This is a genomic window from Streptomyces paradoxus (assembly GCF_014202475.1).
Lineage (GTDB): Bacteria > Actinomycetota > Actinomycetes > Streptomycetales > Streptomycetaceae > Streptomyces > Streptomyces paradoxus.
On sequence record NZ_JACHGV010000004.1, the window covers coordinates 573515 to 593662 of the forward strand.

Annotated in this window: 19 protein-coding genes; 9 read left to right on the plus strand and 10 right to left on the minus strand. The window is 71.2% G+C overall.

The window, feature by feature from the left end:
- Positions 1-25: 25 nt before the first annotated feature.
- Positions 26-1312, minus strand: a complete 1287-nt coding sequence (locus HNR57_RS17145) for an ion channel protein (RefSeq protein ID WP_184560856.1) — start codon at positions 1310-1312, stop codon at positions 26-28.
- A 99-nt stretch (positions 1313-1411) separates the two neighbouring features.
- Here HNR57_RS17145 and HNR57_RS17150 point away from each other — a divergent pair, with 99 nt between their 5' ends.
- Positions 1412-2173, plus strand: a complete 762-nt coding sequence (locus HNR57_RS17150; protein WP_184560857.1) for a MerR family transcriptional regulator — start codon at positions 1412-1414, stop codon at positions 2171-2173.
- 19 nt (positions 2174-2192) lie between these two features.
- On the opposite strand, the gene HNR57_RS17155 is transcribed toward HNR57_RS17150, so the two are convergent.
- A complete protein-coding gene (locus HNR57_RS17155) occupies positions 2193-2558 on the minus strand; it encodes a YbjQ family protein (protein ID WP_184560858.1) in 366 nt (121 codons plus the stop codon).
- Positions 2559-2693: 135 nt separating this feature from the next.
- Between HNR57_RS17155 and HNR57_RS17160 the strand changes: the two genes are divergently transcribed.
- Positions 2694-3560: a DedA family protein gene (locus HNR57_RS17160; RefSeq protein WP_184560859.1), complete on the plus strand. Its 867-nt coding sequence runs from the start codon at positions 2694-2696 to the stop codon at positions 3558-3560.
- A 69-nt stretch (positions 3561-3629) separates the two neighbouring features.
- On the opposite strand, the gene HNR57_RS17165 is transcribed toward HNR57_RS17160, so the two are convergent.
- Positions 3630-5327 (minus strand): threonine/serine exporter family protein, encoded by a 1698-nt coding sequence (locus HNR57_RS17165; protein WP_184560860.1) that lies wholly within the window; start codon positions 5325-5327, stop codon positions 3630-3632.
- A gap of 119 nt (positions 5328-5446) precedes the next feature.
- A complete protein-coding gene (locus HNR57_RS17170; RefSeq protein WP_033310291.1) occupies positions 5447-5938 on the minus strand; it encodes an inorganic diphosphatase in 492 nt (163 codons plus the stop codon).
- Positions 5939-6017: 79 nt separating this feature from the next.
- On the opposite strand from HNR57_RS17170, the gene dacB reads away from it, so the two are divergent.
- The 6 genes from dacB to folE all read left to right on the plus strand — a co-directional run bounded on the left by dacB (position 6018) and on the right by folE (position 13684).
- Complete coding sequence (gene dacB, locus HNR57_RS17175) at positions 6018-7604, plus strand: D-alanyl-D-alanine carboxypeptidase/D-alanyl-D-alanine endopeptidase (RefSeq protein ID WP_184560861.1); 1587 nt, start codon at positions 6018-6020, stop codon at positions 7602-7604.
- Between the two features lie 93 nt (positions 7605-7697).
- Entirely contained in the window at positions 7698-8825 is a 1128-nt protein-coding gene (locus tag HNR57_RS17180; protein WP_184560862.1) for an Rv3626c family coenzyme F420 biosynthesis-associated protein, read from the plus strand.
- Positions 8826-9021: 196 nt separating this feature from the next.
- The gene (gene tilS, locus HNR57_RS17185) at positions 9022-10098 is read left to right on the plus strand and encodes a tRNA lysidine(34) synthetase TilS (RefSeq protein ID WP_184560863.1); all 1077 of its coding nucleotides are present in this window, start codon (positions 9022-9024) and stop codon (positions 10096-10098) included.
- Positions 10099-10181: 83 nt separating this feature from the next.
- Positions 10182-10721 carry a hypoxanthine phosphoribosyltransferase gene (hpt, locus tag HNR57_RS17190; RefSeq protein WP_246554661.1) on the plus strand — a complete coding sequence of 180 codons (540 nt, stop codon included), beginning with the start codon at positions 10182-10184 and terminating at the stop codon, positions 10719-10721.
- 187 nt (positions 10722-10908) lie between these two features.
- Entirely contained in the window at positions 10909-12948 is a 2040-nt protein-coding gene (gene ftsH / locus HNR57_RS17195) for an ATP-dependent zinc metalloprotease FtsH (RefSeq protein WP_184560951.1), read from the plus strand.
- Between the two features lie 130 nt (positions 12949-13078).
- Entirely contained in the window at positions 13079-13684 is a 606-nt protein-coding gene (gene folE / locus HNR57_RS17200) for a GTP cyclohydrolase I FolE (protein ID WP_184560864.1), read from the plus strand.
- Positions 13685-13696: 12 nt separating this feature from the next.
- Here the strand turns inward: folE and HNR57_RS17205 are convergent, their stop codons facing one another.
- From HNR57_RS17205 to HNR57_RS17230, 6 genes are all read right to left on the minus strand, one after another.
- Positions 13697-14185, minus strand: a complete 489-nt coding sequence (locus HNR57_RS17205) for a DUF3180 domain-containing protein (protein ID WP_184560865.1) — start codon at positions 14183-14185, stop codon at positions 13697-13699.
- 59 nt (positions 14186-14244) lie between these two features.
- Complete coding sequence (gene folK / locus HNR57_RS17210; RefSeq protein WP_184560866.1) at positions 14245-14856, minus strand: 2-amino-4-hydroxy-6-hydroxymethyldihydropteridine diphosphokinase; 612 nt, start codon at positions 14854-14856, stop codon at positions 14245-14247.
- A complete protein-coding gene (gene folB / locus HNR57_RS17215) occupies positions 14853-15212 on the minus strand; it encodes a dihydroneopterin aldolase (RefSeq protein WP_030845925.1) in 360 nt (119 codons plus the stop codon). Before folB ends, folK begins: the two co-directional genes overlap by 4 nt.
- Positions 15213-15447: 235 nt before the next feature.
- Positions 15448-15954, minus strand: a complete 507-nt coding sequence (locus tag HNR57_RS17220; protein WP_107460336.1) for a nuclear transport factor 2 family protein — start codon at positions 15952-15954, stop codon at positions 15448-15450.
- A complete protein-coding gene (gene folP / locus HNR57_RS17225) occupies positions 15951-16832 on the minus strand; it encodes a dihydropteroate synthase (protein ID WP_184560867.1) in 882 nt (293 codons plus the stop codon). Before folP ends, HNR57_RS17220 begins: the two co-directional genes overlap by 4 nt.
- Before the next feature lie 68 nt (positions 16833-16900).
- Positions 16901-18733 (minus strand): phosphatidylglycerol lysyltransferase domain-containing protein, encoded by a 1833-nt coding sequence (locus HNR57_RS17230; protein WP_184560868.1) that lies wholly within the window; start codon positions 18731-18733, stop codon positions 16901-16903.
- A gap of 232 nt (positions 18734-18965) precedes the next feature.
- Here HNR57_RS17230 and HNR57_RS17235 point away from each other — a divergent pair, with 232 nt between their 5' ends.
- Complete coding sequence (locus HNR57_RS17235; protein ID WP_184560869.1) at positions 18966-20084, plus strand: alpha/beta hydrolase; 1119 nt, start codon at positions 18966-18968, stop codon at positions 20082-20084.
- Positions 20085-20148 lie beyond the last annotated feature (64 nt).

Genomic DNA, 20148 nt, shown 5'->3' on the forward strand with positions numbered 1-20148 from the left:
TGGGTTCGAGAGGGAGGGAGGGGCTTCAGCGGACCGATGTGCCGTCCTCGCGCAGCTGCATCTGCGGCCGGCCCGTCACCAGCAGCCAGGCCGGCAGCGAGGCGACGCAGAGCAGGGCGATGACGCCGGGCTCGGCGACCAGCACCGCGGCGACGAACAGGCTGATCCAGCCCTGCCGCGTGACCGCCAGCAGCACCCCGAGCACACCGGCGGACACGCCCACCGAGGGATGCACCCCGGACACCAGGGCGTGCGCGCACAGCCCGAGGGCGGTGCCGACGAACACGGCGGGGAAGATCCGTCCGCCGCGGAAACCGCAGGACGCGGCGACGACCAGCGCGGCCAGCTTCACCACCGTCATCACGGCGAACTCCCCGGCCGACCAGCCGTCCGGGTCGTGCGCCAGCGTGGCGATCTCGTCGAGTCCCTTGAACAGCGTCAGATGGCCGCCCGCCGCCGCGAGAGCGCCGAGCACGATCCCGCCCGCGGGCAGCATCAGCATCGGGTGCTTCAGTCGCCGGAACGCCCCGTGGACGTAGGGGAAGGCCCGCACCGCGCAGAGGGCGAGCAGCGCGCCCGCCCCGGCGACCACGACCGCCGCCAGCAGGTCGGACCACCCCGGCCTGCCGAAGGACGGCAGGTTCAGGTCGAAGCTCGGGTGATCGAGGAGGGCGACGGTCAGGGAACCGGCGGCCGCTGCGGTCAGCGGCGCGAAGAGGTTGTCCCACAGCATGCCGCGGGTCTCCTGCCGGGCCAGCAGCTCGGAGATCGCCAGCGCGGCCGCCACCGGGGTGCCGAACAGCGCGCCGATGGTCGCCGCCTCCGCCAGCGCCGGCCAGACCCGGCCGGGCGCCCGGGGGATCAGCCGGCCGCCCAGCCAGACCGCCAGACCGACGTTCACGGCGATGATCGGATTCTCGGGGCCGAGACTCGGGCCGCCCGCCAGCATCAGCGCGGTCGCCAGCACCAGCCCGGGCAGCACGGCGGGCGGCAGGACGGGGGCCTCCAGTCCGAGGGTGGCGGGATCCGGGCCCGCGTGCCCCGGCACCTTCCACACCACCAGCCCGACCGCGAGGCCGGTCGCGACGAGCACCACGAACATCCACGCCACGGAGTACCGGCCGATCCCCAGCGCGTCGGGCAGCGGCCCCCAGAGCACGTCCTGGAGTTCTTCGGCGGCGGTCTCCACCCCGACCAGGACCAGGCTGGACAGGACTCCCACGGCCAGGGCGGGCAGGATCGTCGGCACCAGGGTGCGGGCGGGAGTCGCGGGGGTGACGGAGGGCGCCTGCTGCGCGGGATCCTGGACCACGCGCACACCATAAACGCCGCAAAGCGGACAATTCGCAAACACGCTTGCACCTCACGTGGCGTGAGGCCCGACCGTGGAGCACGGAAGAAGGGAGCGGAAGTGAACTACTCCGTGGGACAGGTCGCGGGCTTCGCCGGCGTCACGGTGCGCACGCTGCACCACTACGACGACATCGGCCTGCTCGTCCCGAGCGAACGCAGCCACGCGGGCCACCGGCGCTACAGCGACGCCGACCTCGACCGGCTGCAGCAGATCCTGTTCTACCGGGAGCTCGGCTTCCCGCTCGACGAGGTCGCCGCCCTGCTCGACGACCCGGACGCGGACCCGCGCGCCCACCTGCGCAGGCAGCACGAACTGCTGACCGCCCGGATCGAGAAGCTGCGGAAGATGGCGGCGGCCGTGGAGCACGCCATGGAGGCACGCACGATGGGACTCAACCTCACACCCGAGGAGAAGTTCGAGGTCTTCGGGGGCAAGGACCCGGAGCAGTACGCCGAGGAGGTGGAGGCGCGCTGGGGCGACACGGACGCGTACGCCGAGTCGCAGCGCCGCACCGCGAGCTACACCAAGGAGGACTGGAAACGCGTCCAGGCCGAGGCCGCCGACTGGGGGGAGCGCTACGGCGCCCTGATGTCGGCGGGCGAGCCGCCCACCGGCGAGCCGGCCATGGCCCTGGCGGAGGAGCACCGGCAGCACATCTGCACGTGGTTCTACGAGTGCTCCCACGAGCTCCACCGCTGCCTGGGGGACATGTACGTCTCCGACGAGCGGTTCAAGGCGTTCTACGACGCGATGCGCCCCGGCCTCGCGGAGCACCTGAGGGACGCGATCGCCGCGAACGCGGCCCGTCACACCTCCTGATCCCTGCCCCGGGGGTGGTTCACTCCCGGGTCAGGACCACCGCCGTGCCGTACGCGCACACCTCGGTGCCCACGTCCGCGGCCTCCGTCACGTCGAAGCGGAACGCCAGGACGCCGTTGGCGCCCCGTGTGCGTGCCTGTTCGACGAGTCGGTCCATGGCCTGGTTGCGGGTCTGCACGAGCGTCTTGGTGAGCCCGCGCAGCTCGCCGCCGACCATCGACTTCAGCCCGGCGCCGATCTGGCTCCCCAGGTGCCGGGAGCGCACGGTCAGGCCGAAGACCTCGCCGATCACCTCCCGCACGTGGTAGCCGGGTACGTCGTTCGTGGTGACGACGAGGACCTCGGGCTCCGGGCCCTGACCGCCGCCGTATTCATCGATGCCCATGGTTCACAGCTTTGACCGGGACCGCGCACAGTGCATCCTGAGTACGCCCATGGAACCTGGGCCATGACGGCTGCGTTGATACTTTGAGGCAGCCAGCCCCAGCCCGTACCCCACAGCAGCAGGAGCCACATCCCCGTGACCACGCTTGCGCTCGGCCCCGAGTGGCTCAGCCCGGACTACCTGATCTCGACGTTCAGCCTGCCCGGCATCCTGCTCATCGTCTTCGCGGAGTCCGGTCTCTTCGCGTTCCTGCCGGGTGACTCCCTGCTGTTCACGGCGGGCCTCTTCGTGGCCGAGGGCACCTACATCACCCAGCCGCTGTGGCTGGTCTGCACGCTGATCGTGCTCGCCGCCGTCATCGGCGACCAAGTGGGCTACATGATCGGCAAGTTCCTGGGCCCGAAGCTCTTCAACCGTCCCAACTCCAAGCTCTTCAAGCAGGAGAACCTGGACAAGGCCCACGAGTTCATGGAGAAGTACGGCCCCAAGGCGATCGTCCTGGCCCGCTTCGTCCCCATCGTGCGCACCTTCGCCCCCATCGTGGCCGGCGCCGGCCGCATGAAGTACCGCACGTTCCTCACGTACAACATCATCGGCGGCATCGCCTGGGGCACCGGCGTCACCCTCGCGGGTTACTGGCTCGGCCAGATCGGCTTCATCAAGAAGAACGTCGAGTCGATCCTCATGCTGATCGTCCTGCTCTCCATCGTCCCGATCATCATCGAGTACCTGCGCGACCGCTCGAAGAAGAAGCGCGCGGCGGCCGAGGCCCCCGAGCAGCGGCAGCAGCAGCCCCCCGCCATGGACGACGCCACGACCCAGCTCCGCCGCATCACCCCCGACGACCAGCCGCCCCACCAGCAGCCGCAGCAGCCCCCGTACGGCAACCGGAACGGCTACGACGACCAGCAGTACTACGGCCAGTACCCGCAGAGCCCGGGCTACGGCCAGCAGCAGCCCTACGGCACGCAGCAGGGGCCCTACAACAACGGCGGTTACTGAGCCGGCCGTCCCGTGGGGGCGGGGCGCCGCCCGCACCGCCCCGGAGGCCCACGGCCGCCGGCGGACCCCTCAGAAACCCCTGGTCCGCTTGGCGGCCCGCCGCTTCTCCGCCGACCCGATCCGCAGGAACATGCGGGAGATCTCCGACCCGAGATTCACCCCGATGGCGATGGCCATGGCGAGCGCCACCGCCGCGGACAGCGACACCAGCCCCTGGTCCACCTTGTTCTGCGCGATCGCCAGCAGCCCGAAGTACGTCGCGGAACCCGGCAGCAGGGGCCCGATCGCCGCGGTCGTGTAGGGCAGGGCGGAGGCGAACTGATAGCGCGACAGCAACTGCCCGAACAGCCCCACCAGTCCCGCCGCGGCCGCCGTGGACGCCACCGGCGAGATGTCCCCCACGTAGTGCATCGCGCCGTACACCACCCACGCGACACCGCCGTTCAGCGTCACCCACAGCACGGTGGATCGTTCCTGCTGGAGCAGCACCGCGAACGCCAATGACAGCAGCATCGACGCGCCGATCATCATCAGCGGGTCGTCGGAGGCCCCGAGCGCCTGGTCGGGGTTGAGCCGCGCCCCCAGCTGCACGCCGAAGTACAGCACCACCAGCACACCCGCGACGATGCCGACGAAGAAGTACAGAACCTCCAGCAGCCGCGCGGACGCGGTGATGTAGAAGCCCGTCAGGCCGTCCTGCACACCCGCCACCAGCGCCCGCCCGGGCAGCAGCGCGAACAGCCCACCGGTGATGACCGCGGAGGCCTTCACGTCCACGTGGCCCAGCGTCAGCGCGACCCCTATCGCGGCCGGCGGCATCGCGGCCACCGTGAACTGGTAGAACTCCGGCAGTCCGCGCCCCGCGCACAGCCACGCCAGCCGGTCACCGAGCATCGCGCCCAGCGCCGCCGCCACGAACACGATCAGGTCACCGCCCACGAGCACGGAGGCCGCACCGGCCAGCAGCCCGCTCGCACCGGTCAGCGCCCAGCCGGGGTAGGGGTGCCGGTTACGGCGGATCTCCGCCAGCCGCCGGTAGGCCTCCTCCAGGGAGACCGCCGCCTCGTGGTCGCTGAGGTCGTCCACCAGCTGGTACACCGCCGCCAGCCGCGTGTAGTCGGTGCCCCGGCGGCGCACGGTCCGCGACGCCGTGACCGGGTCGTCGACGAGGGACGGCTGGTAGGAGATCGCCAGCAGCGTGAAGGTGACGTTGGGCTCGCAGCGGTCCAGGCCGTACGACCGGCAGACGGCGAACATCGCCGCCTCCACGTCCTCGGCGCCCTCACCGCCCGCCAGCAGCAACTCGCCGATACGCAGCGTCAGGTCGAGCACGCGCGGCACCGCGGGGCCGCTCTCGTCGCTGCTGCGCTGGCTGATCTCCGGCGCCGGCCGCTCCGCCACCGGCATGCGCAGCATCGTGCGCATCCGGTCCTGCCAGGGCACGTCCTTGGTCAGGCTGACCACGGGGATCCCGCTCGGCGGTGTGAAGGCCGTCGGGGGATGCTTCGAGCTGTAGGTGCTCGGCGGGGTGAAGGCCGACCCCTCCTGCTCCGCCGCGGGCGCCGCATGGACGTCCAGCCCCCGCGGCACGGCGAACTCGGACGTCGTCTCCGACTCCGCGCCGGCCGTTCTGTGCAGGGCCAGGCCCTCGGGGATCGCGAACTCCGACGTCGTCGACATGTCCCCGTCGACGCCGGTCCCGGCCGGAGGCAGGAACGCACTCCTCGCCTCGTCCGTCTTCGGTTTGCGGTCCTCCGCGTCCGTCACTGCCTGGCGCTCCCTGTACGACACGTGGGCCTCGTACCCCCCACAGCCTCAGTATGCGCACAGACGGACGAACGGGCCGCACGCGCAGGCGTGCGGCCCGTCGGCAACAGGGGAGGGGGTCAGTGACCGCCGCTCTCCTTGAAGCGCTTGTAGGACCGCTCGATCTCGATCTCGGCGTCCGTACGGCCCACCCAGTTGGCGCCCTCGACCGACTTGCCCGGCTCCAGGTCCTTGTAGACCTCGAAGAAGTGCTGGATCTCCAGCCGGTCGAACTCCGACACGTGGTGGATGTCCCGCAGGTGCTCCACGCGCGGGTCCGTCGACGGCACGCACAGCAGCTTGTCGTCGCCGCCCGCCTCGTCCGTCATGCGGAACATGCCGATCGCCCGGCAGCGGATCAGGCAGCCCGGGAACGTCGGCTCGTCGAGGATGACCAGCGCGTCCAGCGGGTCGCCGTCCTCGCCGAGGGTGTTCTCGACGAAGCCGTAGTCGGTCGGGTAGGCGGTCGAGGTGAAGAGTCGCCGGTCCAGGCGGATACGACCGGTCTCGTGGTCCACCTCGTACTTGTTGCGCGAACCCTTCGGAATCTCGATCGTGACGTCGAACTCCACCGGTGGCTCCTCCATGATCAACACATAGTTCTGGTGGTTAAGTGTCCCTCACGCAGGTGTGTGATCGCGAAAGGGGCTGGTGGTCGTGCCAGAGCTGAGGCCTTGGCGGGCCGCGAAACCGCACGTGGTGCGGCTCGCGGATGCCGTACGACCGCGCCTGGCCCGGGCCGCAGCAGCCACGAAACCACGGCTCGCGCGGCTCGCACGAGCCGGAAAACCGCAGGTCGCGAAGGTCGCGCGGCCGAAGACCTGGCAGTACACCGCGGGCGCCGCCACCGCCGGACTCGCACTGACCGCCGGTGTGGTGACCGCCGCCGGTCCCTGGGACTCCTCGGGTCAGCGTACGGCCGAGCGGGACCGGGCAGTGGCCCTGGGCCGCGCGGGTGGCACAGATCACGGCAGTGCCCCCGGCGCCCCCGGCAGGCCCCGGCCCGCCCCCAGCGCCGGACCGGTGCTGACCGGCCTCGGCGGCGTCAGCACCGTGAAGTCCGCCCCGGACGGCAAGGCCCTCGCCGACGCCCTCACGCCCCTGCTCAAGGACCCCGCCCTCGGCCCCCGGCCCGCCGCCGCGGTCATCGACGTGACCACCGGCAGGCGCCTGTTCGGCAAGGCCCCGGGCACCGTGCTCACGCCCGCTTCCACGACGAAGGTCGCCACGGCCGTCGCCGCGCTGTCCGCGATGGGCGCCGACCACCGCCTCACCACCCGCGCCGCGCTGGAACCCGACACGAAGGAAGTCGTCCTGGTCGGCGGCGGCGACCCCACGCTCACGGCCCGCAAGAGCGCCGACGGCGCGGCGAGCCTGCGCACCCTGGCCGCCGGGACGGCCGCGGCCCTCGCCGACCGGGGCGTGCGCGAGGTGACCCTCTCCTACGACAAGACCCGCTACGCGGGCGACGAAATGCACCCGATCGGGGTCGACGGCAATCTCGCCCTCGTCACTCCCCTGATGGCCGACGAGGGCCGCACGAACGACTCGGTCAGCGGCCCGGCCCAGCGCGTGGCGGACCCGGCGGCGGACGCGGCCCGCCGGTTCGGGGACCTCCTGAAGTCTCACGGCATCAAGACCACGGCCCCCGGCCCGTCCAAGGCCACGAACCGCGCCAAGACCCTCGCGACGGTCTCCTCGCCCCCGCTCTCCGCCATCGTCGAACGCATGCTGACCAACAGCGACAACGACATCGCCGAGGCCCTCGCCCGCCAGACGGCCATCGCCACGGGCAACCGGGCCGACTTCGCCGGCGCGGGCAAGGCCATCAGCTCCCAGCTGCGCAAACTCGGCCTCCCCGTGAAGGGCGCCGCCTTCAAGGACGGCAGCGGCCTGAACCGCGCCGACCGGCTGACCCCCGACCTCCTCACCGCCCTGCTCGCCAAGGCGGCCGACCCCTCCCACCCCGAGCTCCGGCCGGCCCTCACCGGCCTCCCCGTCGCCGGCTTCACCGGCACCCTGACCACCCGTTACACGGACGGAGCATCCGGCGTCGTCCGCGCCAAGACCGGCACTCTCTCCGGCGTCCACACCCTCGCGGGCACCCTGGTCGACGAGGACGGCCGCCTGCTCGCCTTCGCGTTCATGGCCACGGACACGGACCCCGGCAGGCCGGCGGCGACCCAGCAGGCTCTGGACCGGATCGCGAGTGCGCTGGCGGCGTGCGGCTGCAGGTGACGGCCACCGGCGCCGCGTCCTCGCGGACCACCCCGGCAGCCCCCGGCCCTCGCCGCCCTGCCCCAGCGGTCGGCGCTCACGTACGGTTGACGCATGACGAGCATCGGTGGTGCTTCAACCGGCATGGTCGACTGGAATCTCGCGGTGGCGACCGCGACCCGGCTCGTACGGCCGGGCCCGGAGGTCAGTCGCGACGAGGCCCGGGCCGTCGTCGCGGAGCTGCGCCGGCATGCCAAGGCCTCGGAGGAACACGTCCGCGGATTCACCCTTCTGGGCACCGAGGAGGGGCACGACACCCCCGTCCTCGTCGTCGACCGCCCGGGCTGGATCCGGGCGAACGTCGCCGGGTTCCGGGAAATCCTCAGGCCCCTGCTCGACAAGATGCAGGAACGGCGCGGCGACACCCCCGGCGGCTCGGTCATGAGCGCCGTCGGCGGCAAGGTCACCGGCGTCGAACTCGGCATGCTGCTGTCCTTCCTGGCCTCCCGCGTCCTCGGCCAGTACGAGACCTTCGCCCCGGCCACCCGCGAACTCCCGTCCGGCGCGAACGGCGGCGGCCGGCTCCTGCTCGTCGCCCCGAACATCGTTCACGTGGAGCGCGAACTCGACGTCGACCCGCACGACTTCAGGCTCTGGGTGTGCCTGCACGAGGAGACGCACCGCACCCAGTTCACCGCCGTGCCCTGGCTGCGGGACCACCTGGAGGGTGAGATCCAGGCGTTCCTCCAGGAGACCGACGTCGACCCCATGACCGTCCTGGAACGCGTCCGGGAAGCCGCCCAGACCCTCGCCGGAGGCCGTCCCGAGGCCGAGGAGGACGACGGCGGGCGCTCACTCGTCGAGATCGTCCAGACCCCCGCCCAGCGCGAGATCCTCGGCCGCCTCACGGCCGTGATGTCCCTGCTGGAGGGCCACGCCGACTTCGTGATGGACGGTGTCGGCCCGGCCGTCGTGCCGTCCGTCGGGGAGATCCGCGAGAAGTTCCAGCAGCGCCGCGCCAAGGGCGCCTCCCGCCTGGACCTGGCCCTGCGCAAGCTGCTCGGCCTGGACGCCAAGCTCCGCCAGTACCGGGACGGCGAACGCTTCGTGCGGGCCGTCGTCGACGAGGTCGGCATGGACGGCTTCAACCGCGTGTGGACCTCGCCCAACACCCTCCCCACCAAGTCGGAGATCGCCAAACCGGCGGACTGGGTCGCGCGGGTGCACCGCAGGGCCGAGTAGTGAACATCGCGGGAAGGTCGTGAAAGGAAACCGGCCGACGGCAGGCGAACGCCCCTCCAATCACCCGTCCGAGGGACCGTGAGGCAGGGGTAGGCGTGCAATGCTCGGGGAACGGCCCGGTTCTGTCACCATCTACACACTCTGCGTGACCGACACGCGGGCTCACCCCCCGAAAACTTCATGAAGGGAACCGGACATGGGTCCCCATCCTGCGGTCGCGGCGATACGCCTGGCGGTCCGCCGCGTCCTCCACGACCTCCTCACCGAACACCACCGCGCCCCCGCCGCGGTAGCGCATGCCCTCCCGCGCGAGCTTCCCCCGAGCTCCAGGCTGCCCTCGAGCAGGGAGGTACCGCCACCCCCGCCGCTCGTGCTCGTGGCGTGCTCCGGCGGCGCCGACTCCATGGCTCTGGCCTCCGCCCTCGCCTTCGAGGCCCCCAAGCTCGGCATCACCGCCGGCGGCGTGACCGTCGACCACGGCCTCCAGCCCGGCTCCGACCTGCGCGCCGCGGAAGTCGTCCAGCGCCTGCGCGAACTCGGCCTCGACCCCGTCGACTCCGTCGCCGTCACCGTCGGTCGCAACGGCGGACCCGAAGCCGCCGCCCGCGACGCCCGCTACGCCGCACTGGACACCGCCGCGGAACGGCACGGCGCCGCCGCGGTCCTGCTCGGCCACACCCGCGACGACCAGGCCGAGACCGTCCTGCTCGGTCTCGCCCGGGGCTCCGGCATCCGCTCCCTGTCCGGAATGGCCGCGGTCTCGGGGGCCGGCGGCCGTTATCGGCGCCCCTTCCTTGGACTGGACCGGCAGACCGCCCGCAAGGCCTGCATGGTCCAGTCCCTGCCCGTCTGGGACGACCCCCACAACGCCGACCCGGCCTACACCCGCTCCCGGCTGCGCCACGAGGGCCTGCCCGCCCTGGAGAAGGCCCTCGGCAAAGGCGTCGTCGAGGCCCTCGCCCGAACGGCCCAGCTCTCCCGCGACGACGCCGACGCCCTCGACTCCTGGGCGAGCCAGGCCGAGGCCGGAGTCCGCGACGCAGCGGGACTGCTGGAGTGCGCCAAGCTCTACGCCCTGCCGCCCGCCGTACGCCGCCGTGTCCTGCGCCGGGCCGCCATCGAGGCCGGTGCGCCCGCCGGAAGCCTGTTCGCCCGCCACATCGAGGAAATCGACCGGCTGATCACCGGCTGGCGCGGTCAGGGAGCCATCAACCTCCCCGGCAAGGTCGTGGCTCGGCGGCAGGGTGGCAGACTGGTGATTCGGCAAGGCTGAACCACGACCCCTCCCCGCAGTCGCCAGGAGGGGCCGCTCGGCCGGTGGGACGACCGAAAGTGATGCGGGTGGACGCGAAAGACATGGGTGCCGACCTCGAGAAGGTGCTCATCACCAAGGAAGAGATCGACACCAAGCTGGCCGAGCTGGCCGCGAAGATCGACGCTGAGTACGCGGGCAAGGACCTGCTGATCGTCGGAGTCCTCAAGGGCGCGGTGATGGTCATGGCCGACCTCGCGCGGGCGCTGTCCACCTCCGTCACCATGGACTGGATGGCCGTATCCTCGTACGGGGCGGGCACCCAGTCCTCCGGTGTGGTGCGGATCCTGAAGGACCTCGACACCGACATCAAGGGCAAGCACGTCCTGATCGTCGAGGACATCATCGACTCCGGCCTGACCCTGTCCTGGCTGCTCTCCAACCTCGGCTCGCGCGAGCCCGCATCCCTCAAGGTGTGCACGCTGCTGCGCAAGCCCGAGGCCGCGAAGGTCGCCATCGACGTGGAATGGGTCGGATTCGACATCCCCAACGAATTCGTCGTGGGATACGGCCTCGACTACGCCGAGAAGTACCGCAACCTCCCGTTCGTCGGTACGCTCGCGCCCCACGTGTACGGCGGCTGAAATCCCGGCCGCGGTGCCGTGACGGTGATCGGGAACCCCAGCGGGCTTCCCGCCGTTGGAGCAGGCGTAGGCGGGTCGCCAGCTGTCCCACGCGGCTTCAGGTGGCAATGCTGGGGTACCGTCCGAAGAACAGTCTTTTATCAAACTCACTATGGCAGGAGGGACGGGGCGGCACCGCTCCGTATGGATGGACGTGAAGCGATACTTCCGTGGGCCGGTCATGTGGATCGTGCTGGCCGTCCTCGCCGTGGTCGTGTTGATGCAGGTCGTCGGCTCGTCCGGCGGCTACAAGACGGTGGACACCGGCCAGGTCGTCCAGGCGATCAACCAGAACAAGGTCGAGTCGGCCAAGCTGACCACCGGTGACGAACAGACCATCAAGGCCACGCTCAAGGACGGCGTAAAGGTCGAGGGCAGCTCGAAGATCCAGGCGAGCTACATCGGCGATCAAGGCGTGGACATCGCCAACACGCTGCAGAACAAGTACCAGGACAAGCAGATCCCGGACGGCTACACGGTTTCGCCGTCCAAGCAGAACCCGTTCGTCGGCATCCTGCTCTCGCTGCTGCCCTTCGTGCTGATCGTGGTCGTGTTCCTGTTCCTGATGAATCAGATGCAGGGCGGCGGCTCCCGGGTCATGAACTTCGGGAAGTCCAAGGCGAAGCTCATCACCAAGGACACCCCCAAGACGACCTTCGCCGACGTCGCCGGATCCGACGAGGCCGTCGAGGAGCTCCACGAGATCAAGGAGTTCCTCCAGGAGCCGGCCAAGTTCCAGGCCGTCGGCGCCAAGATCCCCAAGGGCGTCCTGCTCTACGGGCCTCCCGGCACCGGCAAGACCCTGCTCGCGCGTGCCGTCGCGGGCGAGGCGGGCGTCCCCTTCTACTCGATCTCCGGTTCCGACTTCGTCGAGATGTTCGTCGGTGTCGGTGCCTCCCGGGTCCGTGACCTGTTCGAGCAGGCCAAGGCGAACGCCCCGGCGATCGTCTTCGTCGACGAGATCGACGCGGTCGGCCGCCACCGCGGCGCCGGCCTCGGCGGCGGTCACGACGAGCGCGAGCAGACCCTGAACCAGCTCCTCGTCGAGATGGACGGCTTCGACGTCAAGGGCGGCGTGATCCTCATCGCCGCGACGAACCGGCCCGACATCCTCGACCCGGCGCTGCTGCGCCCCGGCCGCTTCGACCGGCAGATCGCCGTCGACCGCCCGGACATGCAGGGCCGTCTGGAGATCCTCAAGGTCCACCAGAAGGGCAAGCCGGTCGCGCCCGACGTCGACCTGTCGGCCATGGCCCGCCGTACGCCCGGCATGACGGGTGCCGATCTGGCCAACGTGCTGAACGAGGCCGCCCTGCTGACGGCCCGCAGTGACCAGAAGCTGATCGACAACCACATGCTGGACGAGGCGATCGACCGTGTGGTCGCGGGCCCGCAGAAGCGGACCCGGATCATGTCGGACAAGGAGAAGAAGATCACCGCGTACCACGAGGGCGGACACGCCCTGGTCGCGGCGGCTTCGCCGAACTCCGATCCCGTGCACAAGATCACGATCCTGTCGAGAGGCCGGGCACTCGGCTACACGATGGTGCTGCCGGACGAGGACAAGTACTCGACCACGCGCAACGAGATGCTGGACCAGCTGGCCTACATGCTGGGCGGCCGCGCGGCCGAGGAGCTCGTCTTCCACGACCCGACCACGGGTGCCGCCAACGACATCGAGAAGGCCACCGGTCTGGCCCGCGCGATGGTCACGCAGTACGGCATGACCGAGCGTCTCGGCGCGATCAAGTTCGGTGGCGACAACACCGAGCCGTTCCTCGGCCGTGAGATGTCTCACCAGCGCGACTACTCGGAAGAGGTCGCCGCGCTCGTGGACGAAGAGGTCAAGAAGCTCATCGAGACCGCGCACAACGAGGCGTGGGAGATCCTGGTCGAGAACCGCGACGTCCTCGACAACCTGGTGCTGCAGCTGCTGGAGAAGGAGACGCTGGGCAAGGAGGAGATCGCCGAGATCTTCGCCCCCATCGTCAAGCGCCCGCCGCGGCCCGCCTGGACGGGCTCCTCCCGCCGTACGCCGTCCACCCGTCCGCCGGTCCTCTCCCCCAAGGAGCTGGCCCTGACGAACGGCGCGAACGGCGCGACGCCGGCCATCTCCACCGCGAAGAGCACCGTGGCGGAGCCCGCCCCGGCGCCCGAGCGCACCCCGGAGGACCGTCCCGAGAGCTGACCAGGCTCCCGGCCGGCCCACCGGCCCCGGAATCCCCGGAATAGATGCCGCGCCCCCCAGGTAGCCTGGGGGGCGCGGCTTTGCGCCATATGCGCAGGCCCCCGTGAAGGACACAGGAACGAGGCACCAGATGACCGACCCCGTGACGCTGGACAGCGAGGGCCAGATCGGCGAGTTCGACGAGAAGCGCGCCGAGAACGCCGTACGCGAACTGCTGATCGCGGTCGGCGAGGACCCGGACCGAGAGGGCCTGCGGGAGACGCCGGCGCGGGTGGCGCGGGCGTACAGGGAGATATTCGCGGGGCTGTGGCAGAAGCCCGAGGACGTGCTGACCACGACGTTCGACCTGGGGCACGACGAGATGGTCCTCGTGAAGGACATCGAAGTCCTGAGCTCCTGCGAACACCATCTCGTGCCGTTCGTCGGCGTGGCGCACGTCGGCTACATCCCGTCCGTCGAAGGCAAGATCACGGGCTTGTCGAAGCTCGCCCGGCTGGTGGACGTCTATGCCCGGCGCCCGCAGGTGCAGGAGCGGCTCACCACGCAGATCGCCGACTCCCTGATGGAGATCCTGGAGCCGCGCGGCGTGATCGTCGTCGTCGAGTGCGAGCACATGTGCATGTCCATGCGCGGGGTCCGGAAGGTGGGCGCGAAGACGATCACCTCGGCGGTCCGGGGGCAGCTGCGCGACCCGGCGACCCGTAACGAGGCCATGAGCCTCATCATGGCCCGCTGACGCCGCCCTGCCTCACACCGTCGGGGCCACCCCTGTGCCGTCGTTCTCGTCGTCCTCCGGGAGCTTGCAGACGCGTTCCAGGAAGAGGGCGGCCGCTATGACGCCGATGCCCGCGAGGACGGAAAGGCCGGCGTAGATGGCCTGGTCTCGGCGGGCGGGGATGTCGAGGGATTCCAGGAGGAAGACGCCGGTGCCGCCGTACATGCCGGAGACCAGGGCGGCGACCAGGGCGCTGGCGTGGCCGAAAACGACCGCGCGGGCCGCCATGAGGGGGTCGACGCCCTTGGCCTCGGGGCGGCGCTCGCGCTGGGCCTTGAGACGGGCGCGGATCGAGAGCGCCGTGGCCAGCAGGATCACGGCGATCACGGCCAGGACGATGGGGGCGGCCAGGGGGACGCTGGGGAGCGTTCCGACCGAGTTCCACAGGCGGGCGCCCGCCCAGGACAGGACTCCGGCCACGACGAAGACGCCGGCCAGCACCCGGATACGCAGCTCTCTCACGGTGTCCCTTCGGTTCCCCCGGCTTCCGGCCCGGTTCGCGGCCGTCTTGACCTTAACGGCTACTCGGGCAGCCGGAGTTCCAGGTCCGTGCGGGGCGCCACACCGACGCGGGTGACCGCGTCCAGCAGACCGGCGACCGGGCCGCGGCCGGGCAGCTGCGCCTCGGGGTCCAGGTCGTGCCAGGGGGCCAGGACGAAGGCGCGTTCGTGGGCGCGGGGGTGCGGGAGGGTGAGCTGCGGGTCGTCGGAGACGACGTCGGCGTAGGAGACGATGTCGACGTCGAGGGTGCGCGGGCCCCAGTGCTCGTCCCGGACGCGGTGGAAGGCCTCCTCGACCGCGTGGGCGCGCTCCAGGAGCGAGGAGGGCGGGAGGGTGGTCTTGAGGACCACGACCGCGTTGAAGTAGGCGGGCTGGCTGCCGGGGTCCACGCCCCAGGGCTCGGTCTCGTAGACGGGGGAGACGCCCTTGATGCGGAGGCCGGGCGTGTCGCCGAGGGCGTCGACGGCTCCCTGGAGGGTCTCCAGGCGGTTGCCGAGGTTGGAGCCGAGGGCGACCACGGCCCATTTCGGGTTGGACAGGGTCGTGTCGGCGGCGTCGACCTTCTCGACGACGGAGGCGGGTACCGGCTGTACGGTCGGGTCGGTCGGACCCTTGATGAAGGGCGCGGTCATGCTCGGCTCCGGGTGATGGTGACGGTCACGTCGTCGAAGGGGACGGTGATCGGGGCGTCCGGTTTGTGGACGCAGACCTCGACCTCCTGCACTCCCTCGTGCTTCAGACAGGCCTGGGCGATGCGCTCGGCGAGCGTCTCGATGAGGTCGACGGGCTCGCCCTGGACGACGGCCACGACCTCCTCCGCCACGATGCCGTAGTGCACGGTCTTCGCCAGGTCGTCGTCGGCCGCGGCCGGTCGGGTGTCCAGGCCGAGGACGAGGTCCACGATGAAGGTCTGGCCCTCTTCGCGTTCCCGGGGGAACACGCCGTGGTGCCCGCGGGCCTTCAGGCCGCGCAGCGCGACACGATCCACGCGAATCACTCCTGCAATCGTCGGTCAGGGCCGGGCGGTGCCGTGTGCGGTCGGCACACCGGCCTCGGTCGAATCTACCTGCGAGCACGGGCGGGCCCGGGCCACGGGGTGGGGGCTTCGGCCGGGTCCGGCAGGATTCATCCGGCGTTTCCCCTGGGGAACCCGTCGGTGCACAGGTTGGTAGCCGCCCCTACCCGGGCGTCCGTGATTCCAACCACTTCTGCCGCCTACCCACTCAGGCGGGGGTGTCGTCCTGCTCGTCCTCGTCGGTTTCGGCCAGGACGGGGGAAGCATGGTGCGACCAGAGTTTCCACCCCAGGGGCGTGCGCCGGAACACGTTGGTGGCGACCACGAGCTGCCCGACGAGCGGGCCGAGCTCCTCGCCGGCGCCCTCGGGGGCGGGGCCGCCGCTGAGGATGTTCTCGGTGCAGTTCACCAGGGCGGTGTCGCCGGTGACCGAGACGTGCACGTCGGTGAGGAAGAACTGGATGTAGTCGGTGTTCGCCATGATCAGCGCGTACGACCGCAGGACCTCGCCGCGGCCGGTGAGCACGGGCCAGCCGGGGTGCACGCAGGAGACCACGCCGGTGTCGGCCGGATCGTGGTAGCTCTCGTCGACGCCCAGGTCGGAGGGGGTCAGCCAGAGCGACGCCAGTTCCTCGAAGTCGCCCTGCTCCAGTGCCTCGTAGAAGGCGGTGTTGGCGGCCTCGACCTGCTCGACGTCGGTGTGCGGGGCGCTCACCGGGCTCCTTCTGTGCCGGTGCGCGCCCCGGCGATGGCGCGGGCGACGCGGACCGCGTCGGCCGTGGCGCGGACCTCGTGGACGCGGACCGCCCACGCGCCGGCGTGCGCAGCGAGCGCGGAGACGGCGGCGGTGGCCGCGTCGCGTTCGCGTGCGGGCGGCGGCGGGCCGTCGGGGCCGGCGAGGACCCGGCCGAGGAAGCGCTTGCGGGAGGCGGCGACGAGCAGGGGGTGGCCGAGGGCGAGGACCCGGTCGAGGCCCGCGAGGAGGGCGAGGTCGTGCTCGGCGTCCTTGGAGAAGCCGAGGCCGGGGTCGACGATGACGCGGTCCGGGGCGATGCCTCCGGCCAGGACGGCCTCCACGCGCTCGCGCAGTTCGTCGACGACTTCGGTGACGACGTCGGTGTACTCGCCCCTGATGTTGCCGCCCTGGAGGAAGCCGCGCCAGTGCATGACGACGAAGGGGGCGCCGGCGTCGGCGACGGCTGGGACCATGCGGGGGTCGGCGAGGCCGCCGCTGACGTCGTTGACGAGGGCGGCACCGGCCGCCAGGGCCCGTTCCGCGACGGAGGCGCGCATGGTGTCGACGGAGACCGTGACGCCCTCGGAGGCCAGTCCGCGCACGACGGGTACGACACGGCGCAGTTCCTCGGCCTCGTCGACCCGGGTGGCTCCGGGGCGGGTGGACTCGCCGCCGACGTCGACCAGGTCGGCGCCCTCGCTGACCAGGTCGAGGCCACGCTTGACGGCGGCCGTGGTGTCGAAGAAGCGGCCGCCGTCGGAGAAGGAGTCGGGGGTGACGTTCACCACTCCCATGACCGCGCAGCGGTCCCGTTCCGGTAGGCCCGCCACGCGCCCGCGTCCGCTCTGGTTGCTCATATGTTCAGCGTAGGCCCCGGCGGGGGCCGTCAGGCGCTTCGGCCCGGGCGACGGCCCCGTGGGCGGCCCTACGCCGCCCGGACGCCCCGCTCCGTGGCGCCGTGGGCGCACGGGCGGTGGCCGGCCGGGCGCCGTCGGCGCAGGAAGCGCGGCAGGGGCAGGGCGAGGGTGACGAAGCCCTCGGCCTGCATGGCGGCGAAACCGATGCGGGGCAGGTCGGCGGAGGCCCGGTAGACGACGAACCGCGGCTCCCAGCGCGGCTGGAACTTGGCGTTGAACTTGTACAGGGACTCGATCTGGAACCAGCGGGAGAGGAAGACCAGCAGTCCGCGCCAGGCGCGCAGCACCGGGCCGGCGCCGATCTTCTCGCCGCGTGCGAGGGCCGCGCGGAACATGGCGAAGTTGAGGGAGACGCGCGCGACGCCCAGCTTGGGGGCGGCCTGGAGGGCGGCCACGATGAGCAGTTCGTTCATGCCGGGGTCGGCCGAGCGGTCGCGGCGCATCAGGTCCAGGGAGACGCCGTCGGTGCCCCAGGGCACGAAGTGCAGGATCGCCTTCAGGTCGCCGTAGGGGCCCGGGTGGTCGTCCTGTTTGTGGGCGGTGGCGATGAGGCAGTCGCCGTCGGCGGGGTCGCCGACGCGGCCCAGGGCCATGGAGAAGCCGCGTTCGGTGTCGGTGCCGCGCCAGTCGTCGGCGGCCTGCCGGATGCGCTCCAGTTCGGCTTCGCCGAGGTCACGGACACGTCGTACCCGGGTTTCGTAACCGGCGCGCTCGATGCGCTTGACCATCTGGCGCACGTTGCGCATCGCGCGGCCGGCGAGGGAGAAATCCGCGACGTCCACCACCGCCTCGTCGCCCAGTTCGAGGGCGTCGAGCCCGGTCTCGCGGGTCCACACCTCGCCGCCGGTCTCGGAGCAGCCCATGACGGCGGGGGTCCAGGAGTGGGCCTTGGCCTCGTCCATGAACCGTTCGATGGCGCCGGGCCAGGCCTCGACGTCACCGATCGGGTCGCCGCTGGCGAGCATCACGCCGGAGACCACGCGGTAGGTGACCGCGGCCTTGCCGCTGGGGGAGAAGACGACCGCCTTGTCGCGGCGCAGGGCGAAGTGGCCGAGGGAGTCGCGCCGCCCGTGCTTGTCCAGCAGGGCGCGCAGCCGGGCCTCGTCCTCCTCGGTGAGCCGTGCGGCAGGGTGTTCGGGGCGGAAGGCCAGGTAAATGGTGGTGACGGCGGTGAGCAGGCCGAGGGCGCCGAGGGAGAAGGCGACGGTCCAGGAGGTGTTGCCCTGGTAGTCGACCGGGCCCTCGAAGCCGAACAGGCCGTAGATGACGTGGGTGATGCGGTCGGCGAGGCTGGGGTCGCCGACGATGCGCTCGCTGTGGACGCTGACGATGAGCAGCCCCAGCACGAGCGAACCGGCGCTCATCAGCACGAAGTTGGCGAGCGCCCGCCAGCGGCTGCGCGGATCGGGCAGGGCGTTGAACTGGTCCCGGTGGCGCAGCAGGGGCGCCAGCAGCGCCAGGGAGATCAGCACGCCCACCAGCGAGTGCCGGTAGGTGAACTGCGCGACGGCACCGGCGGGCAGGAGGGCGACGGCCGCGCGCCAGGCCCGGCGCTTGCCGCGCTTGAGGCCGTGGGCGAGCAGCAGCAACAGCACGCCGGCGCTGAGGGAGAGGGCGGCGGCGAACGGGCCGAGCGCGCCGGGCAGGACCTCGGCGATGGCGTGCATCCGGCTGTGCCGGAAGCGGGGGAAGACGCCCGCGCCGATGTCCAGGACGCCCACCAGGGCGCAGGCTCTGCCGACGAGGACGGGGACGGCCTCGGGGCGTGGCCCGCGCAGCATCCGGCTCACCCGGCCCGGACGGGCCGCGTCGCTGCCGCGCCGCGGAACCTCACCCGACATTTCCTCATCTGTCCTGACAGACATCGCATCCCGTAGTTCTGCGAGAGACCTTGATTCCGGTGCCGATTCGGGCATCCGGCGACATTGCGCCCTCTAGGACGGTGTCTTGGGGAGAGAGGTTCACTCCCCACGTCAAAGGCGTTTCAAAGGCCGAGGAAAGTCCGGGACAAGCCCTTGCGAAGGTGTGTCGCGGGGCGGGCCCGGACAGAGAGTGCGGACAGGTAACCAACCCATGGGTCTGACGAGCAACAAGGTGCTGGTGCTGGCGGTGTTGTCCGCCGTGCTGCTGTTCGCCGGCACGGTCTGGCTGTGGCCACGGCTGGCCCGGCGCGGCTGGCGTGCCGTGAGCGGGCGTATCGGCCTGCTGCTGGGCACCCAGCTGGCGCTGTTCGCCGCGGTGGGCCTCGCCGCCAACCAGGCCTTCGGCTTCTACGCGAGCTGGGCGGACCTGTTCGGGCAGGAGAAGGACCAGGGCGTGGTCGTGGACCACACGCCGGGCGGGGGCCCGCTGGAGGTGACCGGCTCGCGGCGGGTGCCGGGGGCGGGCGGTGCGCCGCCCCGCGCCGGGGGCCGGATCCAGCAGGTCGAGATCGTGGGCCGTACGACGCGGATCGCCACGCCCGCGTACGTCTATCTGCCGCCGGAGTACTTCCAGCCGCGGTACCGCACCCACAGGTTCCCGGCGGCGGTCGTGCTGACCGGCTATCCGGGTACGGCGTCGGCGCTGGTGGAGAAGCTCCACTATCCGCGCACGGCTCTGGAACTGGCCCGGGAGGGCCGGGCGAAGCCGATGATCCTCGTGATGCTGCGGCCCACGGTGGCGCCGCCCCGGGACACGGAGTGCGTCGACATCCCGGGCGGTCCGCAGACCGAGTCGTTCTTCGCGAAGGATCTCCCCGACGCGTTGCGCTCGCACTACCGGGTGGCGGAAAAGGCGGGCGGTCTGGGCATCATCGGCAACTCCACGGGCGGATACTGCGCGTTGAAGATCGCCCTGCACCATCCCGGTGTGTACGCGGCCGGGGCGGGTCTGTCCGCGTACTACAAGGCGCCGATCGACGCCACGACAGGCGATCTCTTCCAGGGCGACAAGGCGCTGCGCAATCGCGCCGACCTGTGGTGGTATCTCGCGCACATGCCGGCTCCCGACACGTCCCTGCTGGTCAGCAGCAGCAAGCGGGGCGAGACCAACTACAAGGACACGCTGCGGTTCATAGAGCGGGTGAAGGACACCGGGCGGACGGGGATCTCGTCGATCGTGCTGGAAAGCGGCGGGCACAACTTCAACACCTGGCGGCGTGAGATTCCGGCGGCGCTGGAGTGGATGAGCGGGCGGCTGGCCGGCCGCTGAAATGATCTTGGGAATTGAGTGAGCGGCCGATTCCGGTTCTTCCCTCGTTCTGATGCCGTGTGAA